Raw genomic sequence first — 21,204 nt, 5'->3', positions numbered from 1 at the left:
TTAATCCTCCTTTTTCTTTAAAGAATTCCATAAAGCAACGATGGCGTAGCTGCGCCAAGGCCGCCATTGATTCGCCCAATCAAGCATTTCTTTCTGATTCATCAGAGTGAGCGCTTTTTTTATACCGACATCAGTTTCAAGAAAGGCGTCAGTCCAATTGAGTGCCCGCATCGCTATATACTGCGCCGTCCATTTGCCGATTCCAGAAATTTTCACCAGCTGCTTCATTTCTTCCTCTGGATCAGCCGGAAACTCAAGCGTGAGTTCATTGTTTTCAAGCGCCTCGGCCAACGCCAAAATCGTTTTCGTTCTTGTTCTAATGACACCTAATTTGCCAAACTGTTCTTCAAGCGTATCCGCTAAATCTATAATATCCGCCGGTGCGGGGAAGACATGCGTCAACCCATCTATCGGTGTTTCGATTGGTTTCCCATATTTTTCTACCACTCGTGCAGCTAAGGTACTAGCTCCTTTAACCGTAATTTGTTGGCCAAGAATGGCTCTGACAGACATTTCAAACGGGTCAAAACAACCGGGAATTCTAGATCCGATTAAAAAATTGTCCATATTCTTCATTGTTTCATACACAATCTCGGGATCGCAATACAAGTCAAACAGCTGCCGTACTTTCTTCAATACTTGGGATAAAACGGGCAGAAGGGACTCACTGACCGTCACCTTCAGCACACTTTTTTCTTCATCCGACCGTACCTTTATCCAACCGTAATAGTCGGCTCCTTGAATACTTTTTACATGAACCGTTCTCAGATAATGTCCCTCTTGAATAACCTCAATCCCTTTGATCGCACGCATTTCAAAAAAATCAAGTATCTCCTGCCAGCGATAAGGAGGACGATACCCCAGCCCAAGCGTAATCTGGCCCTCTTCCTTGTTCCCAGTGCCATTTCTTTTTCTTAGATCTGTCGGCGTCAGATTGTATTGTTTTTTGAATAAGGAATTAAAGCGCCGCAAGCTGCCAAATCCAGCGGTCATGGCTACGTCTAATACAGGCAGATTGGTATCCGTCAGTAAATTTTTGGCAAGCAGCAAGCGGCAGGTCTGCAAATATTGGATCGGAGAAACATGGTATTCTTCATTAAATACTCGTCGCAGATGCCGATCGCTATACCCAAGCTTTTCAGCAATTTCTTTCAAACTGCTGATATTCCCGCAATGCTCTTCTATCATATTTACTGCTTTAGCAAGCAAGTGGTCATTCGGATTCATCAACGCCGCTTCGGGTGCTAGTTCAGGACGGCAAAGCAGGCACGGCCGAAATCCAGCAGCTTCTGCCTCCGCCGCAGTTGTAAAAAAGCGGCAATTCTTTTGTTTTGCTCTTTTTGCTTTGCATACAGGCCGACAATAAATGTGCGTCGAGGTTATTCCAACAAAGAACCGACCGTCAAAACGACTATCTTTTGCCATAAATGCACGATAAAGGTAGTCTTCTGAAATTTGTTCCATCACTTACACCTCCAGTCTTATTGTACCAATAACATTCAGTCATTTCTGGTCATTTTCGGACATAGCTTTTTAATCGATAATACCGATTCATTGTATATAGCAAAAAAACGCACGGCAAGCAGATTTGCTTAAGCCATACGTTTCTACATTTTTATATTCTAGCTGCGTTTAGTCTTTTCGAAAAATCTGCTGCATTCCAAGACACACGATAAGTACACCGCAGCCGATTACCATCCACTGGATTTTAATCGTATCCGCCAGTGGTCCAAAAATCGCGGTACCGAGCGGCATAAATCCGCTGTACATCGCACCTAAAAGACCGAAGATACGCCCTTGTTTCTCTTCAGGAACATACTCTTGCAGCATCGTGGTAGTTGAAGATTGAACGACTGGGATAAAAAAGCTCATCAAAAACATGAGAACCGCAAATAACCAGAACCTGTAGGTAAAACCAAGTGCCAACGAGATCGCGCCAAAACCCAGCAACCCGAATGCGAGTGTCCTCATTCTGTTCTTAAATCCACCCCAAATACCAAGCAGGATACCACTCAAGACCATTCCGGCAAAACCAGCCATCTCATTTACTGTAAGAAACGTATAGCTGTCGCCAAAGGTTCTTTCGATCATCAGAACCGTTAGAAAACTAGACGGAACACTCAAAAAGATGAACGCGCCATAATTGAACAGCAGTTTTTTTACCTTTTTTTCACTTGCGGCATAGGAAATGCCGGCCTTCATGTCATTAAAAAATGACTTGGAGGATTCCTGTTCTGAGGTTCGCTGCTGCGTGATAGACACTAAACATAAGATCGAGATACCGACTATTGCAGTGGCAACATCCAGCAGCAACGTCCAATGAAATGAACCTATGGATAAAATCGCCCCTGCGACGGCTGGCGAAGCAAATTGCACGATGGCCATCATACTGCCGTTGATCCCGTTGTATCGAATCAGGTGTTCTTCCGGGACGATTTGCGGAATCACGGCGCTCACTGCGGGTGTTTGAATCCCCGTTCCAATCGAGCGCAGAGCCGAAACTAAAATCAACCATGGGAGGAGGATTTCCGTTTTCCCAAACAGAAATACCAACGCTAGAAAAAGAGTCACTACTGCGATTCCCATATCAGCAAATATAATAAGTCGTTTTCTTGGATAGCGATCCGCCCACACTCCGCCAAAAAAGGAGATAATCGTTTGCGGAACCGTGGCACTTAACGTAAGGATGGTCATCCATAATCCGGACGATGTCTCCAGCGCTACCTGCCAGATGATCGCCATCTGAACAATCGATGAACCGAAAAGCGTGATCGCTTGGCTAATGATAAACAGCACCGTATTTCGCCGCCACATTTGCGGCTGCTCGTGTATTTCTTTTGTCAACATAAGATCCCCCGCTTTCTTGTCACCAGAAAAGTCTACTGGAAAAAAGCAGAGTGGTGTCTTAATGGAGGGTTATTTACTTACTTCCTCTTTTTTTCAAATTCTAGTTAGCCAGTCGAACGTTATTGTTGGCCATTCCTACAACCATTTTATGCATGAGAAAAAAGCAGTTATCCTTTGAATAGATAACTGCTTTTGTTTTGTGCATGCTTTACTCTTCTATTTGATACAATGCCGTAGAGAGATACCGTTCTCCATTATCTGGGACGATCGCCAGCACCTTTTTATCCGGCCCTAATTCACCAGCCACTTGAATAGCTGAATGTATTGCCGCACCTGCCGAGATTCCTACTAAAATTCCTTCCTTTGCGGCAACTTCTCTGGCTGTTTGCAAAGCCGTTTCACTGGAAACTGAAAGTACGTGATCATAAATCGTCGTATCTAATATTTCAGGCACAAATCCTGCACCAATGCCTTGAATTTTGTGTGGTGAATGCTTTCCACCTTTTAAAACTGGAGACTCTTCAGGCTCTACCGCATAAATTTTTATTCTTGGGCTGGTTCGTCTCAGCTCTTGTCCAACACCTGTGATCGTTCCGCCTGTACCGATTCCCGCAACGAATGCGTCAAGTCCCGTTGGACCAAACGCTTCTTGAATTTCCTTTGCCGTAGTTTCTCGATGAGCTGCTGTATTGGCGGGATTGTCAAACTGCAGCGGCATAAAGAAGTGTTCTTGACTCGCTAACTCGCTCGCTTTCGCAATCGCCCCCTTCATCCCTTCCGATCCTGGGGTTAATATCAACGTTGCACCATAGGCCTGAATCAATTTTCGCCGCTCGACACTCATCGTATCCGGCATCACAATGATCACTGGATACCCTTTAGCCGCACCTACCATAGCTAGACCAACACCTGTGTTGCCGCTCGTCGGTTCTACAATCGTGTCTCCTGCTTTCAATAGCCCCTCTTTTTCTGCCGCTTCGATCATACTGCGTGCGATTCGATCCTTCACACTGCCGCCTGGATTAAAAAATTCCAATTTCACATAAACCTCTGCGCTCGTTTCCGGTACTACTGAGTTCAATTTCACAATCGGTGTCTCACCTATTAATGATAAAATGGATGGATAAATTTTTCCCATTCTAATTCCTCCAGTCAATTTCTTCTGATTCGATTACCTAAACTATACCTGCTATTAGGCTGCTTTAGCTAATTGTGCTTTTTTATGACTGTCCATTGATTTTAGTTATGGGGGAATTTCAAATAGTACGTCATCAGCCTGAAACTCATACTTTGCAGTTTTTTCAAAAAAAACTCAACCATCTGGGAAGATGATTGAGCGATTGTTTTAATTTAGGCCTCCTGAGCGCCTTCATTACGACTGATCGTTGCTTGTTCCGACTTTTTTTCAATACGAGTGCCCAAACGTGTAACTAATAATATAAGAGCCATCAAACCGCTGATCGCGATACCTGCAAGATACGAATTCGCACCGGCTGAGATTTTGGTTGCCGCAAGTATGATTGGGGCCGCGAATCCTGCGATGGATGAAATCAGTGTATTCATGGCGATCGCCACGGGGAATTGCTGGTGATTCGCTAAAATAGATAATTCGAATGGAATCGTTGCATTTACCATAACGATGCCCATACCGGAAAACATGTTTCCAGCGATATGCAGGACTGGATTATTGAAAAAGACAATGCAGACATAAGACAATGCGAATGCGACAAATCCCCAAGCCATCGTGTCAGTCTTAGTAAGTTTACGGATATACTTCAATCCAAATGCGGTACAAATCCCGCCAACGTTTCCTAGCGCTGTGACCATTGCGGTATAGCCTGTCCCGTTGGCTTTTGAAGCTAACAAAATCGATTGATTCGCCATAAAAATCATTAAACAAAGAGAGGTAACAAAGGTTACAATCAACATCACATAAACGTACCCATTTAAACTTTTTAACGTCTTTCCAAAACTAATCGAACGTTGGTTAGAGACCTCTTCTTCTGATAATTTTCGATCCTTCGGTACCAACACCAAAACAACTAAAAGAATAATGATCGCTGCCCCATAGACCCAGAATAAATTTTGCCAGTTGCTACTTCCCAGCATTCCGCCGATAGCAGTGAAGCCCATCATACCTAAATTGTTAAATCCTACAGCCCATCCCATAACGGATGCGCGTTCCTCGCCATCAAAATGTTCCTGCAAAAGAACGGGACCCACATTACTGATTAGGCCAAGTCCAAATCCTAAAGCGATCATACACGCTAAAATGATGTTCAAGCTGCTATTGTAGAAGACCGGCAACAGACCGCTGATCGCCACGATTGCTACAGAGATCACACCAATGTTCTTTCGTGTCATCTTGTAGGTTAGCCATGTAAAAAGTAAAGTCGCGGCTAATTGTCCCAGCTGCGGGATCGAGCTGAGCATTTGCACCTTTGAGATCGGCTCCTGCGGGAAGGATTTGGAGATCGCTGCGATCGCCGCACCAACAACCGATCCAGACATCAACAAGAGATTCATACTTAAAATACCTAAAGCTAGAGATAATTTTTTCTTATTCATAATAATTGCGCTCCTTCATAGTTTTGTTTCCGCTTTCAATCGATAAATAAAGTATAGGCTAGAAAAAACATCCTCACCATATGCAAAATTCATGCGCTTTGTGGTCTTTTCATAGATTGTCCTTCCAGCCCTATCCTTTTACTCTTGAATATCTGCTTCCAATTGAACTTCCTTGTCTGTTCGAACGATTACCAGTGCCTTTCCTTGGAATAGTCGGACGCACTCCAAGCTGTAAGAATCATGATTGATTGGGTCGCCATTCGCCACACCGATGATCTCTCCGTTTTGAACACAAAGAGATAGTTTATTGTCTGCGGTCGGAACCGGTCGCTGCTGGTCATCCACCCCTTCTAATTTATATAGACAATATTCTTTTCCTTCGTAAATTTTTTCGCTTTTAACTGAATGAATCGTCGAACTCGTTTCAACACCCGCTTCAGCGATTGGCCGATTCTTTTCATAGACCACTGCCGAAATTTTTCCCGCTTCATAAGGAACTTTCCAATTAGCGATACAACCAGCGATGCCTTTTTTACCGCAGCTTTTTCCATTGACGAACAGTTCAACGTCACTTGCGTTGCTGAATACACGTACCGTGACCATTCCTTGATCATCGATCTCCAGCCCCTCTTCATTCCAATGAGGCATAATGTGAATAACCGGCTCTTTGCTCCAAAACGCTTGATAATAGTAGTAATAATCTTTAGAAAATCCGCACAAATCAGCGATCCCAAATTGAGAAGAAATAGCAGGCCAGCCAAATGGGGAAGGTTCGCCGTAATAATCAAAGGCCGTCCATAAAAAGACCCCACCCATATACGAATGTTCCGCTAAATAAGTCATCACTTTTTCTGGTCTGGCGGTTCCTCCTGCACCTGGATCATCTGATTGCCGTTTTCCTGGCAGAATCATCGAAAACAGTGAACCAAAATTTGAACACTGGCATCGTTCTTCATCGTCCCGATAGATTCCCCGCGTAGAAAAGTAAGAGGCGCTTTCCGTACTCATGATCGGCAGTTTCGGGTACTGTTCCTTGATCTTGATGGCACCCGGTCCCATCGCGTCTGCCTCTGGATAATTCACTCCCAAAACATCATAATTTGCCAGATAATTTTCATTCACCACACCTGCCGGATTCAACAGCTCCGCCGAAACAACCAAACTCTCGTAATTATTTTGCTTGATGCAGGTGACCAGTCTTGACGCGATCCGGCTACCCAGATCGGTATTTCCAATAACCTCCTCATTAGCTGCTGACCAAAAGGCCATTGACGCATGCATTCGGCTCCTTCTGACCATTTTTTCTAAATCCGCCACACGCCACGGCGTACTTTCCAGTAAACGATTTTCATTCATTAAAAGAATTCCGAAACGGTCACAGGCATCTAGAAGCGCTTCAGATGCAAAATGATGCGCGCTGCGCCATGCATTGACGCCCATTTCCTTCATTGTTTTTACTTTATAATCGACTAGATCCTGATTCAACGCTACGCCCACACCAGCAAAATCCTGATGCTCACAAACGCCCCGCAATTCATAGGATTCACCATTCAAATAAAAACCCTGCGTATCATAAGAAAATGTACGAACACCAAAATTTTTCCGGCATTCATCGGTCTCCAGTTGAAAAATCGCTTCATACAATACTGGTTCTTCTGGTGACCAAAGTTTTGGCTCAGGTAAAACGAAGGTTTTCTTTAGCGTTCTTTTTTCAAACGGTTCGAATGTCTGTACGCCAAACTGAATCAGCTGTTCGCCGATCTTAATTACAGGCGCCGCCTCTACCGTCTCCATTGAGAAATTCTCAATACAAATCTCCGCACCCATCACCACCTGGTCGTCTTGGATTTCTTTGGTATAAATGTAAGCTTCGTTCTTATCAAGTGATACTAAGGGTAAAAATTCCAACCATACCTCTCGATAAATCCCAGCCCCTTCGTACCACCAGCCTTCTGCGCCAGTCGTCGTATCCGCGCGGACGAGTAAAACATTGTCCCCCTCATCTTCGTATCTGGACATTTCAGTGATATCAAAAGAAAAGCTGGTGTATCCGCTGTCATTATGACCTAAATAAGCCCCATTCAACCAGACATCGGCCGCGCGCATGACACCTTCAAAGTGCAAAACAACTCGAAAGTTATTCAGAAGACGGTCGTCTAGCGTAAATGTCCTGCGATAATACCCGATCCCTTCTTCCTTGGAACCAGACATTAGTAATTCGGGCGCCCGCTTATGGGGGTGGCTGATTTTCCAGTCATGTGGAATCGTTACTGGCTGCCATTGACTATCGAGCTTTGATTCAAAATCCGTTCCCGCTAAATTTTTCAATCCCTGAACAGCATCCCCCTGAGCAATCAGTTTTAAAAAGTGTTCCCCACCTGCTCCATATTCGACCGGCGCACCGGTTTCCTCCGCTAAGGGAGCCGTAAAACCACCCAAAGCATGGGCTTTTTTGGCTGTTTTTTTCGGCAGGCCGATTTCGCCATAATGAAATAGCCACTGCTGATTTAGTTTTTTCTTTTCTCGCATCTGTGTTCCTCCTCTGATATCCTTCATTCTAGTCGGTCCCGCTCTGTGATATAATGAAAAATACCGACTTCAAGAAAACGTTTACTGTATTTTTCCGACCTTTTGGAGGTGTATGATGACCAACGATCCCTTTTCTGAGCTTCATTCTGCGAATACCGAGATTCCTCAAATTCGTACCCATTCACCGATCGCCATTTTTTATAAACAAAAAATCGGTGAGAAAATCCTCTATACTAAAGTCCAGGACGGCGAGATTTCGGCCTTTGAGGATGACGAATATCACGCATTGCACAAAAATCAAAATTTCGAATTGATGTATGTTTTGCATGGGGAATTAACGAATTTTATTGAGGATAAGGAGTATCTTTTTCATGCAGGCGAAGGCTGTCTGCTGAATACACAGATTTTGCACCGAGAGATCCTTTCAGATGGCTGCAACGTTGTGTTTCTAAATTTATCTCCGGCCCTGCTGCGGGATTTGTTCGCCAATGATTCAGGCGACGGACCGATTTTTCAATTTCTGCAGCAAAATCTGCAATCAGACGCGCAGTGGAAACGCAGCTACATCGAATTTTCTCCGTGTCTGCCCTATCAAAGCGAAGGCTTTCATGTCATCATCGATTCGCTGCAGCTGGAGGTAGCTACGTCTAAAATCGGCCGCTCCTACTTCCAACGAGGCCTGATTTTACGCTTATTGGATGCTTTAGAAAATGCCAATCAGTTCACGCTGCAGCAAATTGATCTAGATCTGTCCAAAGAGGATTATCTGGTCAATCGGGTGATCCACCTGATCGAAAGTCGTTTCGGCAACATTTCGCGAAAAGAAATCGAAGCCGCGCTGCACTATAATCCTGAATACCTGAACCGCCTGCTGAAGCGTCAAACAAAAATGACCATCGCCACCTATGCCCAGATGATACGAACCCAGAAGGCACAGCAGTTATTAAATACAACCGATCTGACTATCCAGCTGATCGCTGAACGATTAGGTTTTTCTAGTGAAGCTTACTTTTACCATTACTTCAAAAAACAGACAGGCTTCTCCCCTAATCAGTACCGCCAAAAATTTAGACTCTAAAAGAAAACGATTGAAGTTTTCACTTCAATCGTTTTTCTTCGCTTTAAAAGAGTATTTATCGCGATATTCTGTTGGTAAGATTTTTAGATTTTTACGGAACATTTTATAAAAGTAAGAAGGATTTTCGTATCCTACTTTTATTGCAATCTGCTCAATCGGTGCATTCGTATAGGTTAGATATTCCGCCGCTACATTTACCCGCTGAAGATGTACCAGCTTGATAAATGAAAGACCGGTGTGTTTTTTTAAATAGGAAGATAAGTAATTTGGATTGAACCCAAAATGCTGCGCCATTTCTTCCAAAGTAATTTGCGCATAATTTTTTTCGATATACAGCAGCAGCGACAATAAATTGACGGAGGCGTCATCTTCTCCTGCAACCACCGCTTGTTCATTCGCCGCTGAACGTATCAGCCGCCCAAACAACGTCAGCAGCTCCAAACGGATAATCTGATTCGACTGAGTATCTGGATAATAGTACTCCTGAATAATGTCCTCCACTAACAGATGAATCTTTGTGTCCTGATTGGTTCGAAACAACCGATAAATATTTTCTCCCTGCGTCTCGTTGGAGAGAAGTGAAAAAAGCAGCGAAGAGACCTTTTTCGTCACGCGATCCTCGTACATAAAATGATAGTCGTTCAAATTAAACGCAGTATCCTTTAAGGTCAGATTGATTACGATGCTCTCCTCCTCGATCGGCTCCACACGATGAATCGTATGATTTCCAATAATAATCAAATCATTTTGCTTCAATCTCAACTCATCATTTTTAGTGATGACGGTACATTCGCCAGCGATCGGAACGATTATTTCGACATAGTCATGTACATGGAACGGAATAAAAGATTGCACTGGCTGGACAGAGATAGCAATCGATTGTGGATTGACTTCTAATGAATCATCCAAGGTATGAAAAAATTCAAACACGGGTTCATTTTTCATTATTCCAGCACGTTTAGGCTTCATTTCCGGTCCCAACTTATCCCAGTTACGCGGCTGGTTTTTTTCTTGTAAAATTGCCAGAATTTTCTCCTCCATGGAACTCTCCCCTTTCAGTGTTTCGTACGTTATGCCTAAACTTGCTTATTGTGTGTGTCATCAAAATATTTGCGACAAAGAAAATCAATAAAAAATTTCATCGAAAAGCTGCCGACTTTATGGAAGCTTTCTGAGTTTATGTTAAATACATGATCGATTGACGAGCTGAAAAAATTGTTCTGCTGCTGCGTCAGTAAAGCGGTAGAACAATTGGAACGAAGTATCTGATCAAATACCTTTGAATTATTCGAAAAGAAATTGCCGTAGGAGGAAATAATGATAGCCAAAGAATCCTTCGTTAATGTTCGCGCCAGCTCTTTTTGCCCTTGATAACTGCTGCCTACATAAGCCAGTTTATTCGATAGAAGCAACCCCTCTTGTAATGAACGTGCCGTTTGAATGGATGTGCTATAGCCAAAAATCACGATCGTCTCGTGCTTCTTGATCAGCTGAATCAATTCCTCCAACATAGCGATATCCACCGTGTTTATTGTATCTTGAATTGACTGAATAATCGATTGCCCGTATGCTTCAAAAGAAAGAAAAGGTTCTGCTGAGATTGTTTGAAACTCTTCTCTGCTCAGACGGAACAACCGAGTAGGATCTGTCCGATTTTCTGTTTCGATTAGATCCTTCAGCTCCGAAAAAGAACGAAACCCAAAATGCTTGCAAAATCGGGTGATCGTAGAGGGAGTGACAAAAATAGCCTCCGCCATTTCTGTAATGGTCATCTCGGGAATGCGCGTTTTAAACTTAAAAATGTAAATGATGATTCTCGAAAATGTATCCGATAGCGCATGCTCATTCAAATAATCTAAAAGTACAAGTGTTTGCTTCATCAATTTCTCCTTTATAAATTGTAGATAATTTCAACACAATTGGAAATTTTGATCCTATAAGAAAATACACCTATGGATCAAAAAACAAAGCTGCTTCTGGGGTTGATAAAATAAACCCATAAAAAGAAAGGATGTTGAAAAATGAAATTTATGGATCGCTTTCAACAACTGTTAGAAAAAACACTCGTCCCTTTTTCTAACAAGTTAGGCCAAAACAAAGTAATGCAAAGTATCTCAGAGGGAATGATTATGACGCTGCCCGTTACGATTGGCGCATCGGTATTCTCCATTTTAGCGAATTTTCCAATAAAATTCGTCAACGAATGGTTTCAGAGTACAGGCATCGCCGCCTCTATGAACGCCATCGTCAATGGCTCAACTAACATTCTAGCGGTTTTTATTGTTTTTGCAATCGCTTATTCCTATGGGAAAAGATCGCAGGCGAATGGAATCGTTGCTGGTTTGCTAAGTTTGTCTGGCTTTTTTATGCTGGCTCCGCAGTCGATTGGTGAAGGGGAAAAAGCGGTTGCTGCCTTTTCTATGAACTATCTTGGCAGTGAAGGAATTATTGTCGCTATTTTAGTTGCTGTACTTGTCGCTGCTTCTTATGTGAAGCTCAGTCGTGTTAAGAAATTGGTCATCCGCATGCCGGACTCCGTCCCTTCAATGGTCAGCCAATCCTTGGAGCCGCTGGTCATCGGAATCATCATATTTCTATTCGTCTTCCTGTTTAGGTTGGCCTTTGATTTCACCAGTTATGGGACGTTTTTTGAATTTATCAATCAACTAATTGCTAAGCCGTTGATGAATATTGGCGGTTCTGTTCCGGCGATTTTATTGATTTTTGTTTTATCAAATATTTTGTTTTTGTTCGGGATTCATCCAGCAGCGGTGCAGGCGGCGATTATGCCGATCATTATTTCAATGATGGTAGGCAGTTCAGCGGCCTTCCAAGCAGGCGAACAAATTCCACATTTAGAAAACCTGGCTGTCTTTGCTTTTGTAAACAATGATTCTGCAGGCGGAACATTGAGTTTATTGATTATGGGATTATTTATCGGTAAATCTAAACGGTACAAAGAATTTTTCAAAATTTCGTTGGTCCCTAATTTGTTTAATATCAACGAACCCGTCATTTTTGGAATGCCGATCGTTTTTAATCCGATCCTATTCATTCCCTTCACCCTTTCTAGTTTAGTAAGCGGCGGTGTTGCCCTATTCGCAGTCAAAATCGGGTTTATCACAAATTATAACCCTATGATCGGGTTGGGAATGCCTTGGACTCTTCCAAAAGTCATCGCCAGCGTATTTACTGTTGGCTGGCAAGGACCGATTATTTGGATCATAAACTTCATTTTACTGGCGCTTTTGTATTATCCATTTTTCAAAGTTCTAGACAATCAAGCGTTAAAAGAAGAGGAGCAATAAAGTATGAGTGTGTTAAACCGTTTGAACAAAGATTTTCCGGATAATTTTTTGTGGGGGGCAAGTACCTCAGCCTTCCAAGTCGAAGGCGCTTCTGCTGAGGATGGAAAAGGACTTTCTGTCGCGGATATCCGCTCAATGGACAGCGACTTTCTTGACACTTCTGTCAGTGTTGATCACTACCATCATGTCGAAGAAGATGTGGCGTTGATGAAGGAACTGGGATTAAAATCCTATCGCTTTTCCATTAGCTGGACAAGGATTTTTCCCAACGGCAACGATCAACAGCCTAATGCGGAAGGTTTAGCTTTTTATCATCGCCTGATCACTCTTTTGAAAAAGAGCGGGATCGAACCAATTGTCACGATTTTTCATTTTGATCTGCCGCAGGCTTTAGTGGAGCAATACAATGGCTGGGCTGATCGGCGCTGTGTTGACGATTATGTTCGCTACGCCAAGTTCCTTTTTGACGAATTTGGCGATGTGGTCAATTATTGGCTGACGATCAACGAACATTCGCTGCTTGTCAATGTGCCGAGTATGATCGGTTTAAAGGATAATGATCCAAAAAAATTACGAGAAATGGCGGAGCATGCAAATTACCATATGTTTCTAGCACAGGCAAGAGTTTTTAATCTTTGCCATGAGCTGCTGCCGGCTGCCATGATCGGCCCTGCTGTCTCGTACATGACGAACTTATCCTATGATCATAAATCCTCAGATGCCTTATTAGGCAAATCGTTAGAAGATATGGTCAGCTTTATTACAATGGATGTTGCTGTTAGAGGAGAATTTCCTACCTACTACACGAGAAAACTAGTCGAAGACGGAATCTCTTTGCCAATTCAACCAGAAGATGAAAAAGATTTTGAAACTGGTCGTGCAGATTTTCTAGGTCTTAACTGGTACTGCACGAGTATTTTTCGACACAATAAGCAAGCGTCCTCTAAAATGCTCGCAGGTGTCGTCGATCAAATTGAACGCTATGAAGATCCAGCATTACAGCATACGGAATGGGGATTTTCATTTGATCCACTTGGCATGCGGTATGCGCTGCAACGTGTCCATGACCGCTTTCCGCACCTGCCCTTAATGATCACAGAATGCGGCTGGTCGGAAAAAGAACAATTAGAAGACGGAAGAATTCATGATTCTACGCGCGTACGTTTTCTAAATGACCATATTTACCAAATCAGAGAAGCGATTCGGGATGGTGTAAATGTCATTTCCTTTAATCCGTGGTCTTTTATCGACCTGTTAAGTGTGAATGATGGCATCGATAAACGATATGGTCTGGTCTACGTTGACCGAGATAATTTCTCAGAAAAAGAATTGAAACGATATAAAAAAGACAGTTTCTATTTTTATCAATCGGTCATCCAGCACAATGGCCGCAACATTGAAAAAGAACGAACCGGCAACTGATTTTCATAGTATTCAAGCAGCTCCTCGTATTAATCCTAGATATGTCGTCTAAGTTTAATAGGAAGAGCTGTTTTAATTGAGGTATTTTTCGTAAAAAGTTGAAATTTCATAGGTTCTCTTCTCTTAAAGTCGCTTTTTTTTATTATGTAAAGGAAATCCCTCACGTAAACTATTCTTAGCAACGAAGGAGGCACACTTGAAGCCGTGAAATGAACACACTGCAGATGTTTTTTCGCAATGGTTCTCATCAAATTTCCAAGCTAAAATGAAAACGTGAACAAGTATATTTAAATCATTGGAGGTTCATCATTCATGTTAGATCTAACGAAAAAGCCGTATAACTTAACCAAAGAACAAATTCAACAACTGCACGAGCAAGTCCAAAGCATGTCTTTAGATGACAAAATCGGCCAGCTTTTCTTTGTCATTGGACAGGACGAGGAGCAAGTAGATATCAAGGAATTTATCCAAACCTATCGTCCCGGCGGTATGATGTATCGCCCTGCCCCAGCAGAAAAAATCAAACGTCAATTAACTGCTGCGCAAGATGCCAGCGATGTGCCCTTATTCTTTTCGGCAAACTTGGAATCCGGCGGCAACGGAATTATCACTGAAGGAACTTGGTTTGGGATGCCGCTGCAAATCGCAGCCACAGATGATCCGAAACAGGCCTATGAACTAGGAAATGTCGCGGGCTATGAGGCCGCTCAGGTAGGCTGCAATATGTCGTTTTCACCGATAGTCGATATCGACAAAAATTTCCGTAATCCGATCACGAATACGCGAACGTTTGGCAGTGACCAAGAGCGTGTGATCCAAATGGCGGCTGCTCAAATCAACGGTCTGCAAGAAAACGGGATTCTTCCTGTCATCAAGCATTTCCCCGGCGACGGCGTAGATGAACGAGATCAGCACTTACTAAGCACCGTCAACTCTTTACCAGCGGATGAATGGATGGCTTCTTATGGGAAAATTTATCAGACATTTATCGAGCAAGAAGTATCAAGCATCATGATCGGTCATATTATGCTGCCGGCTTGGGAAAGAAAAATTTCCCCTGAAATAACTGACGCAGACCTAAGACCCGCCTCGGCTTCGAAACACTTGATCGATGGTCTTTTGCGTGACAAGCTAGGTTTTAATGGACTTGCAATCACCGATGCTACACCAATGATCGGCTACAATGCTATTCTCCCTCGAGAAGAGCTGCTGCCGGCGACGATTAATGCCGGAATCGACATGATTTTATTCAATAAGAACATTAATGAGGACTACGCCTTTATTAAAAAAGCGATCGAAAATGGCACATTGTCAATCGAACGTGTTGAAGAAGCGGTTCTACGAATACTTGCGACGAAACTTACCCATGGTCTATTTGAGGCGATTACCCCTGAAACCTTGGAGCTGAAGCAAGCAGCCCATGCAGAAAAAGCCGAAGCGGCTGCTAAAAAGTCAGTCACCTTAGTCAAGGATCGTGACCAGCTTTTGCCGTTAACAGTAGAACGGTATCCGAGAATTCGAATGGTGGTTTTAGGTGATTCCGATGACGGCGGCTTCAAGGAAGGCGGAAAAGTTTCTGACCTTTTCCAGAAACAATTAGAGGCTCTTGGCTTTGACGTGTCTTTGTATGATCGTCAGCGCCTAGACTTCCATGAGATTTTTGAAGAAGGCGTTGCTGAAATGAATGAAAAATTCGACTTAGCTCTCTATATCGCGAATATCGAGACGGCCAGCAACCAAACCACGACTCGTCTAGATTGGATTCACTTGATGGCTGCCGATGCCCCTTGGTTTATGAAATCAATTCCGACAGTTTTTGTCTCCACCGCGAACCCTTATCACCTATTCGATATTCCGACTGTCTCCACGTATATCAATACGTACACTGGCAATAAAGAAAGTATCGAGGCCGTAATCAGAAAAATGACGGGCACTGAAGTCTTTGAAGGAATCAATCCTGTAGACCCATTTTGCGGAGATTTTACCGCTAAATTATAACGAATTAGGAGTGTGAAAAATGAATATCTCAACTATTTTAATCAATCATATGACCGAACCTGTCGGCTTTCAGCTTGATGATTTGCGCATTGAGTTTATTGTAGAAGCTGAACATTACACTGAATTGACCAAACAAGTAACCATTTGGACGAGTGAGCCAGCTTCTCCCGTTTATCAAAGTGAGAAACTGCCCTTTGACAACAATTATTTTGATATTCCCTTAGCTTTAGAGCCGCGCACTCGTTATCATGTAGCGATTTCCCTTTTCGATTCTGAAAATAATCGGCTAACGAAAGAAAGTTTTTTTGAAACTGGAAAAATGAACGAGCCTTTTCAAGCGAATTGGATCGCCCATTCAGATAAAATGCTCCAAAACACCCTCTTCAAAAAAGACATTCATCTTAAATCTAATGTAGCCTCCGCCCGCTTATACGCCACTGGCTTAGGAATTTATGAAGCGTATATTGACGGGGAAAAAGTTGGCGACGAATACCTCACTCCTGGTGTGACAGCCTATGACCAATGGGTGCAGGTTCAAACCTATGACATAACTGAGGCTTTCCAAAACGCTGATCAGCCTGAGCTGCTTTTTACTACTGGAGACGGCTGGTACAAAGGAACCTTAGGATTCGATGGCGGAAAAAATCAGATTTACGGAGATCAACATTGTGTTATCGCGGAATTCCATGTGGTCTATGAAGACGGAAGTAGCGAAATTATTCCGACAGACGCCTCATGGCTGACCACTAGCGGAAGAGTGACAAAATCTGAAATTTACTATGGTGAAGATCTGGATGATACGATAACTCCTAGCGGTTGGCAATCGGTTTCTGTCCTCGATCAAGAAAAGGCACTACTTCAAGACCGATTGAGCTTACCGATAAAAATAATGGAACGCCTACCCGTTCTAGAACTTCTCGAAACGCCTGCGGGTGAACAGGTACTCGATTTTGGTCAGAATCATACAGGTTGGATGGAATTTTACAACCGCGAACCTAAAGGAACCAAGCTGGTCTTTCAAATGGGCGAAATTTTACAGGAGAACAATTTTTATCGCGAAAACTTACGTGAAGCGCGCGCGGCCTTCGTCTATATCTCTGATGGGGAAGAAAAATGGGTCCGTCCTCATTTCACCTTTTACGGCTATCGCTATGTAAAAGTCGAAGGAAATACTCGACCTTTGAAGACTGAAGATTATCAGGCTGCAGTATTATATTCCGAAATGTCTACGACTGGTAGCATCAAAACCATCCATCCGAAGGTCAATCGACTTTTCAAAAATATTTTGTGGGGGCAAAAGAGCAACTTCTTAGATATCCCGACCGATTGTCCGCAGCGGGATGAACGCTTGGGCTGGACCGGCGACGCGGCCGTGTTCTCTAAAACCGCCGCATTAAATATGAACGTCTTCCCCTTCTTCAAAAAGTATGCAAAAGATGTTGCGGTTGAACAAAAAATGCACGATGGAATGGTTCCTATGTACGCTCCGGCCATGGGCAACTTTGACGGTGGAGCTGCGGTTTGGGGCGATGCAGCTACAATCATTCCTTGGAATATGTATCAATGCTACGGCGACCCGGCGATTTTGCGGCAAAACTATCCAGCCATGAAGGACTGGGTAGAATGGATTCGTAAAAACAGCAAAAGCGAAGATTTATGGACCGGTACCTTCCAATTTGGAGATTGGCTTGCTTTGGATGGAGAAAATCCGGCCTTGCCTACTGGGAAAACCGAAGAGGACTTTATTGCGTCCGTCTATTATTACTATTCAAGCAGCATTATAGCCAAAACCGCGGAGATTTTGGCGCAGCCTGCCGATGCCGCCTATTATCAGGAGCACGCGCAGAAAATCAAAGCGGCAATCGTCAAGGAATACATCACCGCAAACGGACGTTTAGCGATAGATACTCAAACCGCTTATGCTATTGCCCTTTATTTCGAATTGGTTCCTGAATCACAGCGACTGCGTGTCGTTAATGATTTAGTAACACGATTGAAAAAAGACAACGATCATCTTAAAACAGGGTTTGTTGGTACACCTTTTATCTGCCAGGTCTTGTCTCGCTATGGTTATCACAAATTAGCAGCAAAGATTTTTCTTTTAGAGGATTTTCCGAGCTGGCTTTATGCCGTGAATCTGGGCGCGACTACTGTCTGGGAACGCTGGAATTCTGTACAGCCTGATGGTTCAATGAACCCTGAAGGCATGAACTCCTTAAACCATTACAGCTTTGGAGCCATTATGGAATGGGCTTATACCTACCTGCTGGGTATCCAACAAACGAAGCCAGGCTATCAAGAAGTTCGCTTCGCGCCGCTTTTTGATTACCGTCTAAAACGCGTCAACGGACATTTCGATACACCTTATGGAAAACTCGCTGTAGACTATCAAATCGAAGCTGACGAAGAACACACGATCAAGCTCAACTTGACTATTCCATTTGGGACTACCGTCAATGTGAAACTTCCGCAAGCCGAAAATGTGACTGTTGCGGTAAACAACGAGCTGAAATCAGACGGTTGCTTCACGCTTACCTGCGGAACCTATGCAATCAGCTACGTTCCGACTGAAAACTATGTAGAGCACTATTCGAGTGAAACACCCGCGGCCGAAATCATGGCTGACGACCTCTTGGTCCAAAAAATCGACGCCATTGATCCGGTACTGAACTTCTTTAAAGCAGATCCGGGAGCGATCCAAGGCGGCTTAGGTTCTATGTCATTGACGAAGCTGAACACATTATTACCGTTTATCCAGATTTCTTCTGAGAACCTAGAGCAAATCAATGACCTGCTAGCCGCAACACCGATTTTAAGTGAACGGGAGGAAGTCTCTCTTGTTTAAGGGTGTATTGTTTGATTTAGATGGGGTTATCGCCGACACCTCTACTCTGCATTTCGATGCTTGGAAAAAACTAGTAAACAACTATTTTTCCGCTAAACTGCCTGATTCCTTGGAGGAAAAAACCAAAGGAGTCAGCCGCGGCGATTCGCTGAAGGTTATCTTAAATTATCTTGATGTTTCAGTTTCGGATACAATGTTTCAACGACTGCTAGTGGAAAAGAACCAAACCTATCTAGCCTCGCTGGAAAATTTATCCATTAAAGATCGATTGCCCGGTATCACAGAGTTCATTACCGAATTAAAACAGCACGAAATAAAGCTTGCTCTGGCCTCCGCTAGTTTAAACGGCCCCGCCATTTTGGATAAACTAGAATTGCGGGACGCCTTTGAGGCTATTGCAGATCCAAGCAAAGTGCCTTACGGAAAACCTGCACCTGATATTTTTATCGCCGCGGCAAAAGCACTCGAACTCAATCCAAGAGATTGTGTCGGGATTGAAGATTCCAGCGCCGGAATCACCGCGATTAACCACAGCGGCGCCTATTCAGTCGCAGTCGGGACACATCCAGAGTTAAAGGCGGCAAATATGCTCCTTGCTTCAACCGCTGAACTGAATTTAGACACGATTCGTCAAGCCTATCCACACAACTAAAAGGAGTGTTTTATATGGTCGAAAGCTATCAAAACCCGATTTTACGCGGGATGTATCCTGATCCAAGTATCGTTTTAGTGGAAGACACTTATTACATGGTAAACAGCACCTTTGAGTACTATCCAGGAATCGCCTTAAGTAAAAGTACGGATCTCTTAAACTGGACAAAGGTTGCTGGAATAATCGACGCAAAAGAACAAGCCGATCTATCAGAGGCTAAATCCAATGAAGGCATCTTCGCTGTTTGTATTCGTTATATCAATGACCACTTTTACGTAATCACAACGAACTTTGCTGAATTCAAGAACTTTATTATTAAAGGAAAGCTAAATGCTGAGGGCGAAATCATTTGGGACAAACAGCGGATCGAAATCGATATTATGGGGATCGATCCTGATTTGTACCATGAAAATGGGCATACTTATATTCCCTTCACTGGGTACATTGACGACAAAGGAACAAAAGCCATTCAACAGGTTGAAATTGATCTTTCCAGCGGGAAAATAATCCGTGGACCAGAAGTAATCAGTCTGGGCACCGGCGGCAGAGATGTCGAAGGCCCCCACATCATCAAAAGAAATGATGCCTATTACCTGCTGGCCGCTGAAGGCGGAACGGGTGTTGGGCACATGATCACGATGTTCAAGTCAGACAATCTTTGGGGACCCTTTGAAGACAATGTTTCTATTAATCCGATTTTCACCAATCGCGATCGCGCAAATGAGACCTTGCAAAATATTGGGCACGCCGACCTCTTTCAGGATGTTCAAGGAAATTGGTGGCTCACGTGTTTAGGTACTCGCCCGTCCACAATCGGTTTTAAGCAAATTACAAATATGGGACGTGAAACTCTGCTCTATCCCGTTGACTGGACACACGAATGGCCGGAAATCAATCATGGGATTCCAAGCGAAATCGTCGATATGACCGCTTTTCCAACGCATCAAAAGACCTTAACAAAGCCGCAAAAGCTCTCCGTTTTTTATGATTCATTCGATGGACCCGTTTTAAACCCTGAATGGATCAGTTTACGCGACTCACTTGGCAAAGACGCCTTTTTACAAGACGCTACATTAACATTAAAAGGCCGCCACACAACGATCGAACAAGAAGGCACTCCCGCCTTTCTTGGGATTCGACAAACAGAAAAAGCTGAATCCTTCACCGTCACTGTTGCGGATACCACTGCGGTCAACACTGGGAAAATTGGGATACTCAGTATGATCAACGACAACCATTTTGCGGCGATTTTAGTAACGAAGCAGGACGAACAATTTGTTGTCCACCGTTATCAAAAAGTTGAAGATCTAGTCATAGAAGAGCCCTTGGGCACACTTGACTCACTTCCTGTCCAATTTGAATTAATCAATCAGCCAGCAACAAAGACCTTCACTGTCACCGATGGCAAAAAAAGCTTGTACTTTGAAACAAGTGCCCTGCATTTTTCTAACGAGGCCATCGCCGCCTTGAATACAGGCGATATTCAAGGAATTTATGCATTGGACGACGCTGAGTTCGTTATTAATAAAGTACAAAGAAAGTGCTTATGAAAGAGTTCAACTAATGGATAACAGTTAGCCTGCTTCGTAGAATGAACTCTTCTATGGAGCAGGCTAGTTACTTTACCTCATTTCCCCAAAAAATCCTGTTGAAATTAAAAAAAAGTTAGTTGAGTACAGCAGACTGTCCTCAACTAACTTTCTTTTTTTGTACTTCACAACTACTCGATAAAAGCTTGATTCATAGGCATAATCGAATGCTGTTTTTACATCTTTGAAATTGTAAATGGAAGCACCAAATATTTGTCCTCTTCTTTTTAAAATTTAGATTTATTTATCTTTTTTATTCTCCTTCGTAATATATATAAATTTGCCAATTTGTATCTTACATCAATTTCTTTGAGAGTGTAAAATATTTTGTGTAAATGAGAAAGTCCATTCTATTATTTAAGTTAAAA

Annotated in this window: 14 protein-coding genes; 7 read left to right on the top strand and 7 right to left on the bottom strand. The window is 43.1% G+C overall.

The features are described from left to right. The 5 genes from PGP85_RS17275 to PGP85_RS17255 all read right to left on the bottom strand — a co-directional run bounded on the left by PGP85_RS17275 (position 1) and on the right by PGP85_RS17255 (position 7,944). Positions 1-1,464 carry a DNA-3-methyladenine glycosylase 2 family protein gene (locus PGP85_RS17275; protein ID WP_270328613.1) on the bottom strand — a complete coding sequence of 488 codons (1,464 nt, stop codon included), beginning with the start codon at positions 1,462-1,464 and terminating at the stop codon, positions 1-3. Between the two features lie 168 nt (positions 1,465-1,632). Then, positions 1,633-2,847, bottom strand: a complete 1,215-nt coding sequence (locus PGP85_RS17270; RefSeq protein WP_270328612.1) for an MFS transporter — start codon at positions 2,845-2,847, stop codon at positions 1,633-1,635. A gap of 208 nt (positions 2,848-3,055) precedes the next feature. Further along, positions 3,056-3,985: a cysteine synthase A gene (gene cysK, locus PGP85_RS17265; RefSeq protein ID WP_270328611.1), complete on the bottom strand. Its 930-nt coding sequence runs from the start codon at positions 3,983-3,985 to the stop codon at positions 3,056-3,058. A 212-nt stretch (positions 3,986-4,197) separates the two neighbouring features. Beyond that, on the bottom strand, positions 4,198-5,415 hold the full coding sequence (locus PGP85_RS17260; RefSeq protein ID WP_270328610.1) for an MFS transporter: 1,218 nt from the start codon (positions 5,413-5,415) through the stop codon (positions 4,198-4,200). 138 nt (positions 5,416-5,553) lie between these two features. Continuing rightward, positions 5,554-7,944, bottom strand: a complete 2,391-nt coding sequence (locus PGP85_RS17255) for a sugar-binding domain-containing protein (protein WP_270328609.1) — start codon at positions 7,942-7,944, stop codon at positions 5,554-5,556. 115 nt (positions 7,945-8,059) lie between these two features. On the opposite strand from PGP85_RS17255, the gene PGP85_RS17250 reads away from it, so the two are divergent. Then, positions 8,060-9,022: an AraC family transcriptional regulator gene (locus PGP85_RS17250; protein WP_270328608.1), complete on the top strand. Its 963-nt coding sequence runs from the start codon at positions 8,060-8,062 to the stop codon at positions 9,020-9,022. A gap of 24 nt (positions 9,023-9,046) precedes the next feature. Here the strand turns inward: PGP85_RS17250 and PGP85_RS17245 are convergent, their stop codons facing one another. Continuing rightward, positions 9,047-10,063: an AraC family transcriptional regulator gene (locus PGP85_RS17245; RefSeq protein ID WP_270328607.1), complete on the bottom strand. Its 1,017-nt coding sequence runs from the start codon at positions 10,061-10,063 to the stop codon at positions 9,047-9,049. 35 nt (positions 10,064-10,098) lie between these two features. Continuing rightward, positions 10,099-10,902, bottom strand: coding sequence for a MurR/RpiR family transcriptional regulator (locus tag PGP85_RS17240; RefSeq protein ID WP_010742489.1), 804 nt, complete (start codon positions 10,900-10,902; stop codon positions 10,099-10,101). Between the two features lie 141 nt (positions 10,903-11,043). On the opposite strand from PGP85_RS17240, the gene PGP85_RS17235 reads away from it, so the two are divergent. The 6 genes from PGP85_RS17235 to PGP85_RS17210 all read left to right on the top strand — a co-directional run bounded on the left by PGP85_RS17235 (position 11,044) and on the right by PGP85_RS17210 (position 20,797). Then, complete coding sequence (locus PGP85_RS17235; RefSeq protein ID WP_270328606.1) at positions 11,044-12,330, top strand: PTS sugar transporter subunit IIC; 1,287 nt, start codon at positions 11,044-11,046, stop codon at positions 12,328-12,330. Positions 12,331-12,333: 3 nt separating this feature from the next. Next, positions 12,334-13,752 carry a glycoside hydrolase family 1 protein gene (locus PGP85_RS17230; RefSeq protein ID WP_270328605.1) on the top strand — a complete coding sequence of 473 codons (1,419 nt, stop codon included), beginning with the start codon at positions 12,334-12,336 and terminating at the stop codon, positions 13,750-13,752. A gap of 312 nt (positions 13,753-14,064) precedes the next feature. Continuing rightward, positions 14,065-15,750 carry a glycoside hydrolase family 3 protein gene (locus tag PGP85_RS17225; protein ID WP_010742492.1) on the top strand — a complete coding sequence of 562 codons (1,686 nt, stop codon included), beginning with the start codon at positions 14,065-14,067 and terminating at the stop codon, positions 15,748-15,750. A 19-nt stretch (positions 15,751-15,769) separates the two neighbouring features. Then, positions 15,770-18,595, top strand: coding sequence for an alpha-L-rhamnosidase (locus PGP85_RS17220; RefSeq protein ID WP_270328604.1), 2,826 nt, complete (start codon positions 15,770-15,772; stop codon positions 18,593-18,595). Next, a complete protein-coding gene (gene pgmB / locus PGP85_RS17215) occupies positions 18,588-19,247 on the top strand; it encodes a beta-phosphoglucomutase (protein WP_010742494.1) in 660 nt (219 codons plus the stop codon). The genes PGP85_RS17220 and pgmB overlap by 8 nt, the downstream gene beginning before the upstream one ends. Before the next feature lie 14 nt (positions 19,248-19,261). Beyond that, on the top strand, positions 19,262-20,797 hold the full coding sequence (locus PGP85_RS17210; RefSeq protein ID WP_010742495.1) for a glycoside hydrolase family 43 protein: 1,536 nt from the start codon (positions 19,262-19,264) through the stop codon (positions 20,795-20,797). Positions 20,798-21,204 lie beyond the last annotated feature (407 nt).

Source organism: Enterococcus malodoratus, assembly GCF_027659535.1.
Lineage (GTDB): Bacteria > Bacillota > Bacilli > Lactobacillales > Enterococcaceae > Enterococcus_A > Enterococcus_A malodoratus.
Note: the sequence above shows the minus strand (reverse complement) of the source record. Positions and strands in the feature narration are given on the sequence as shown.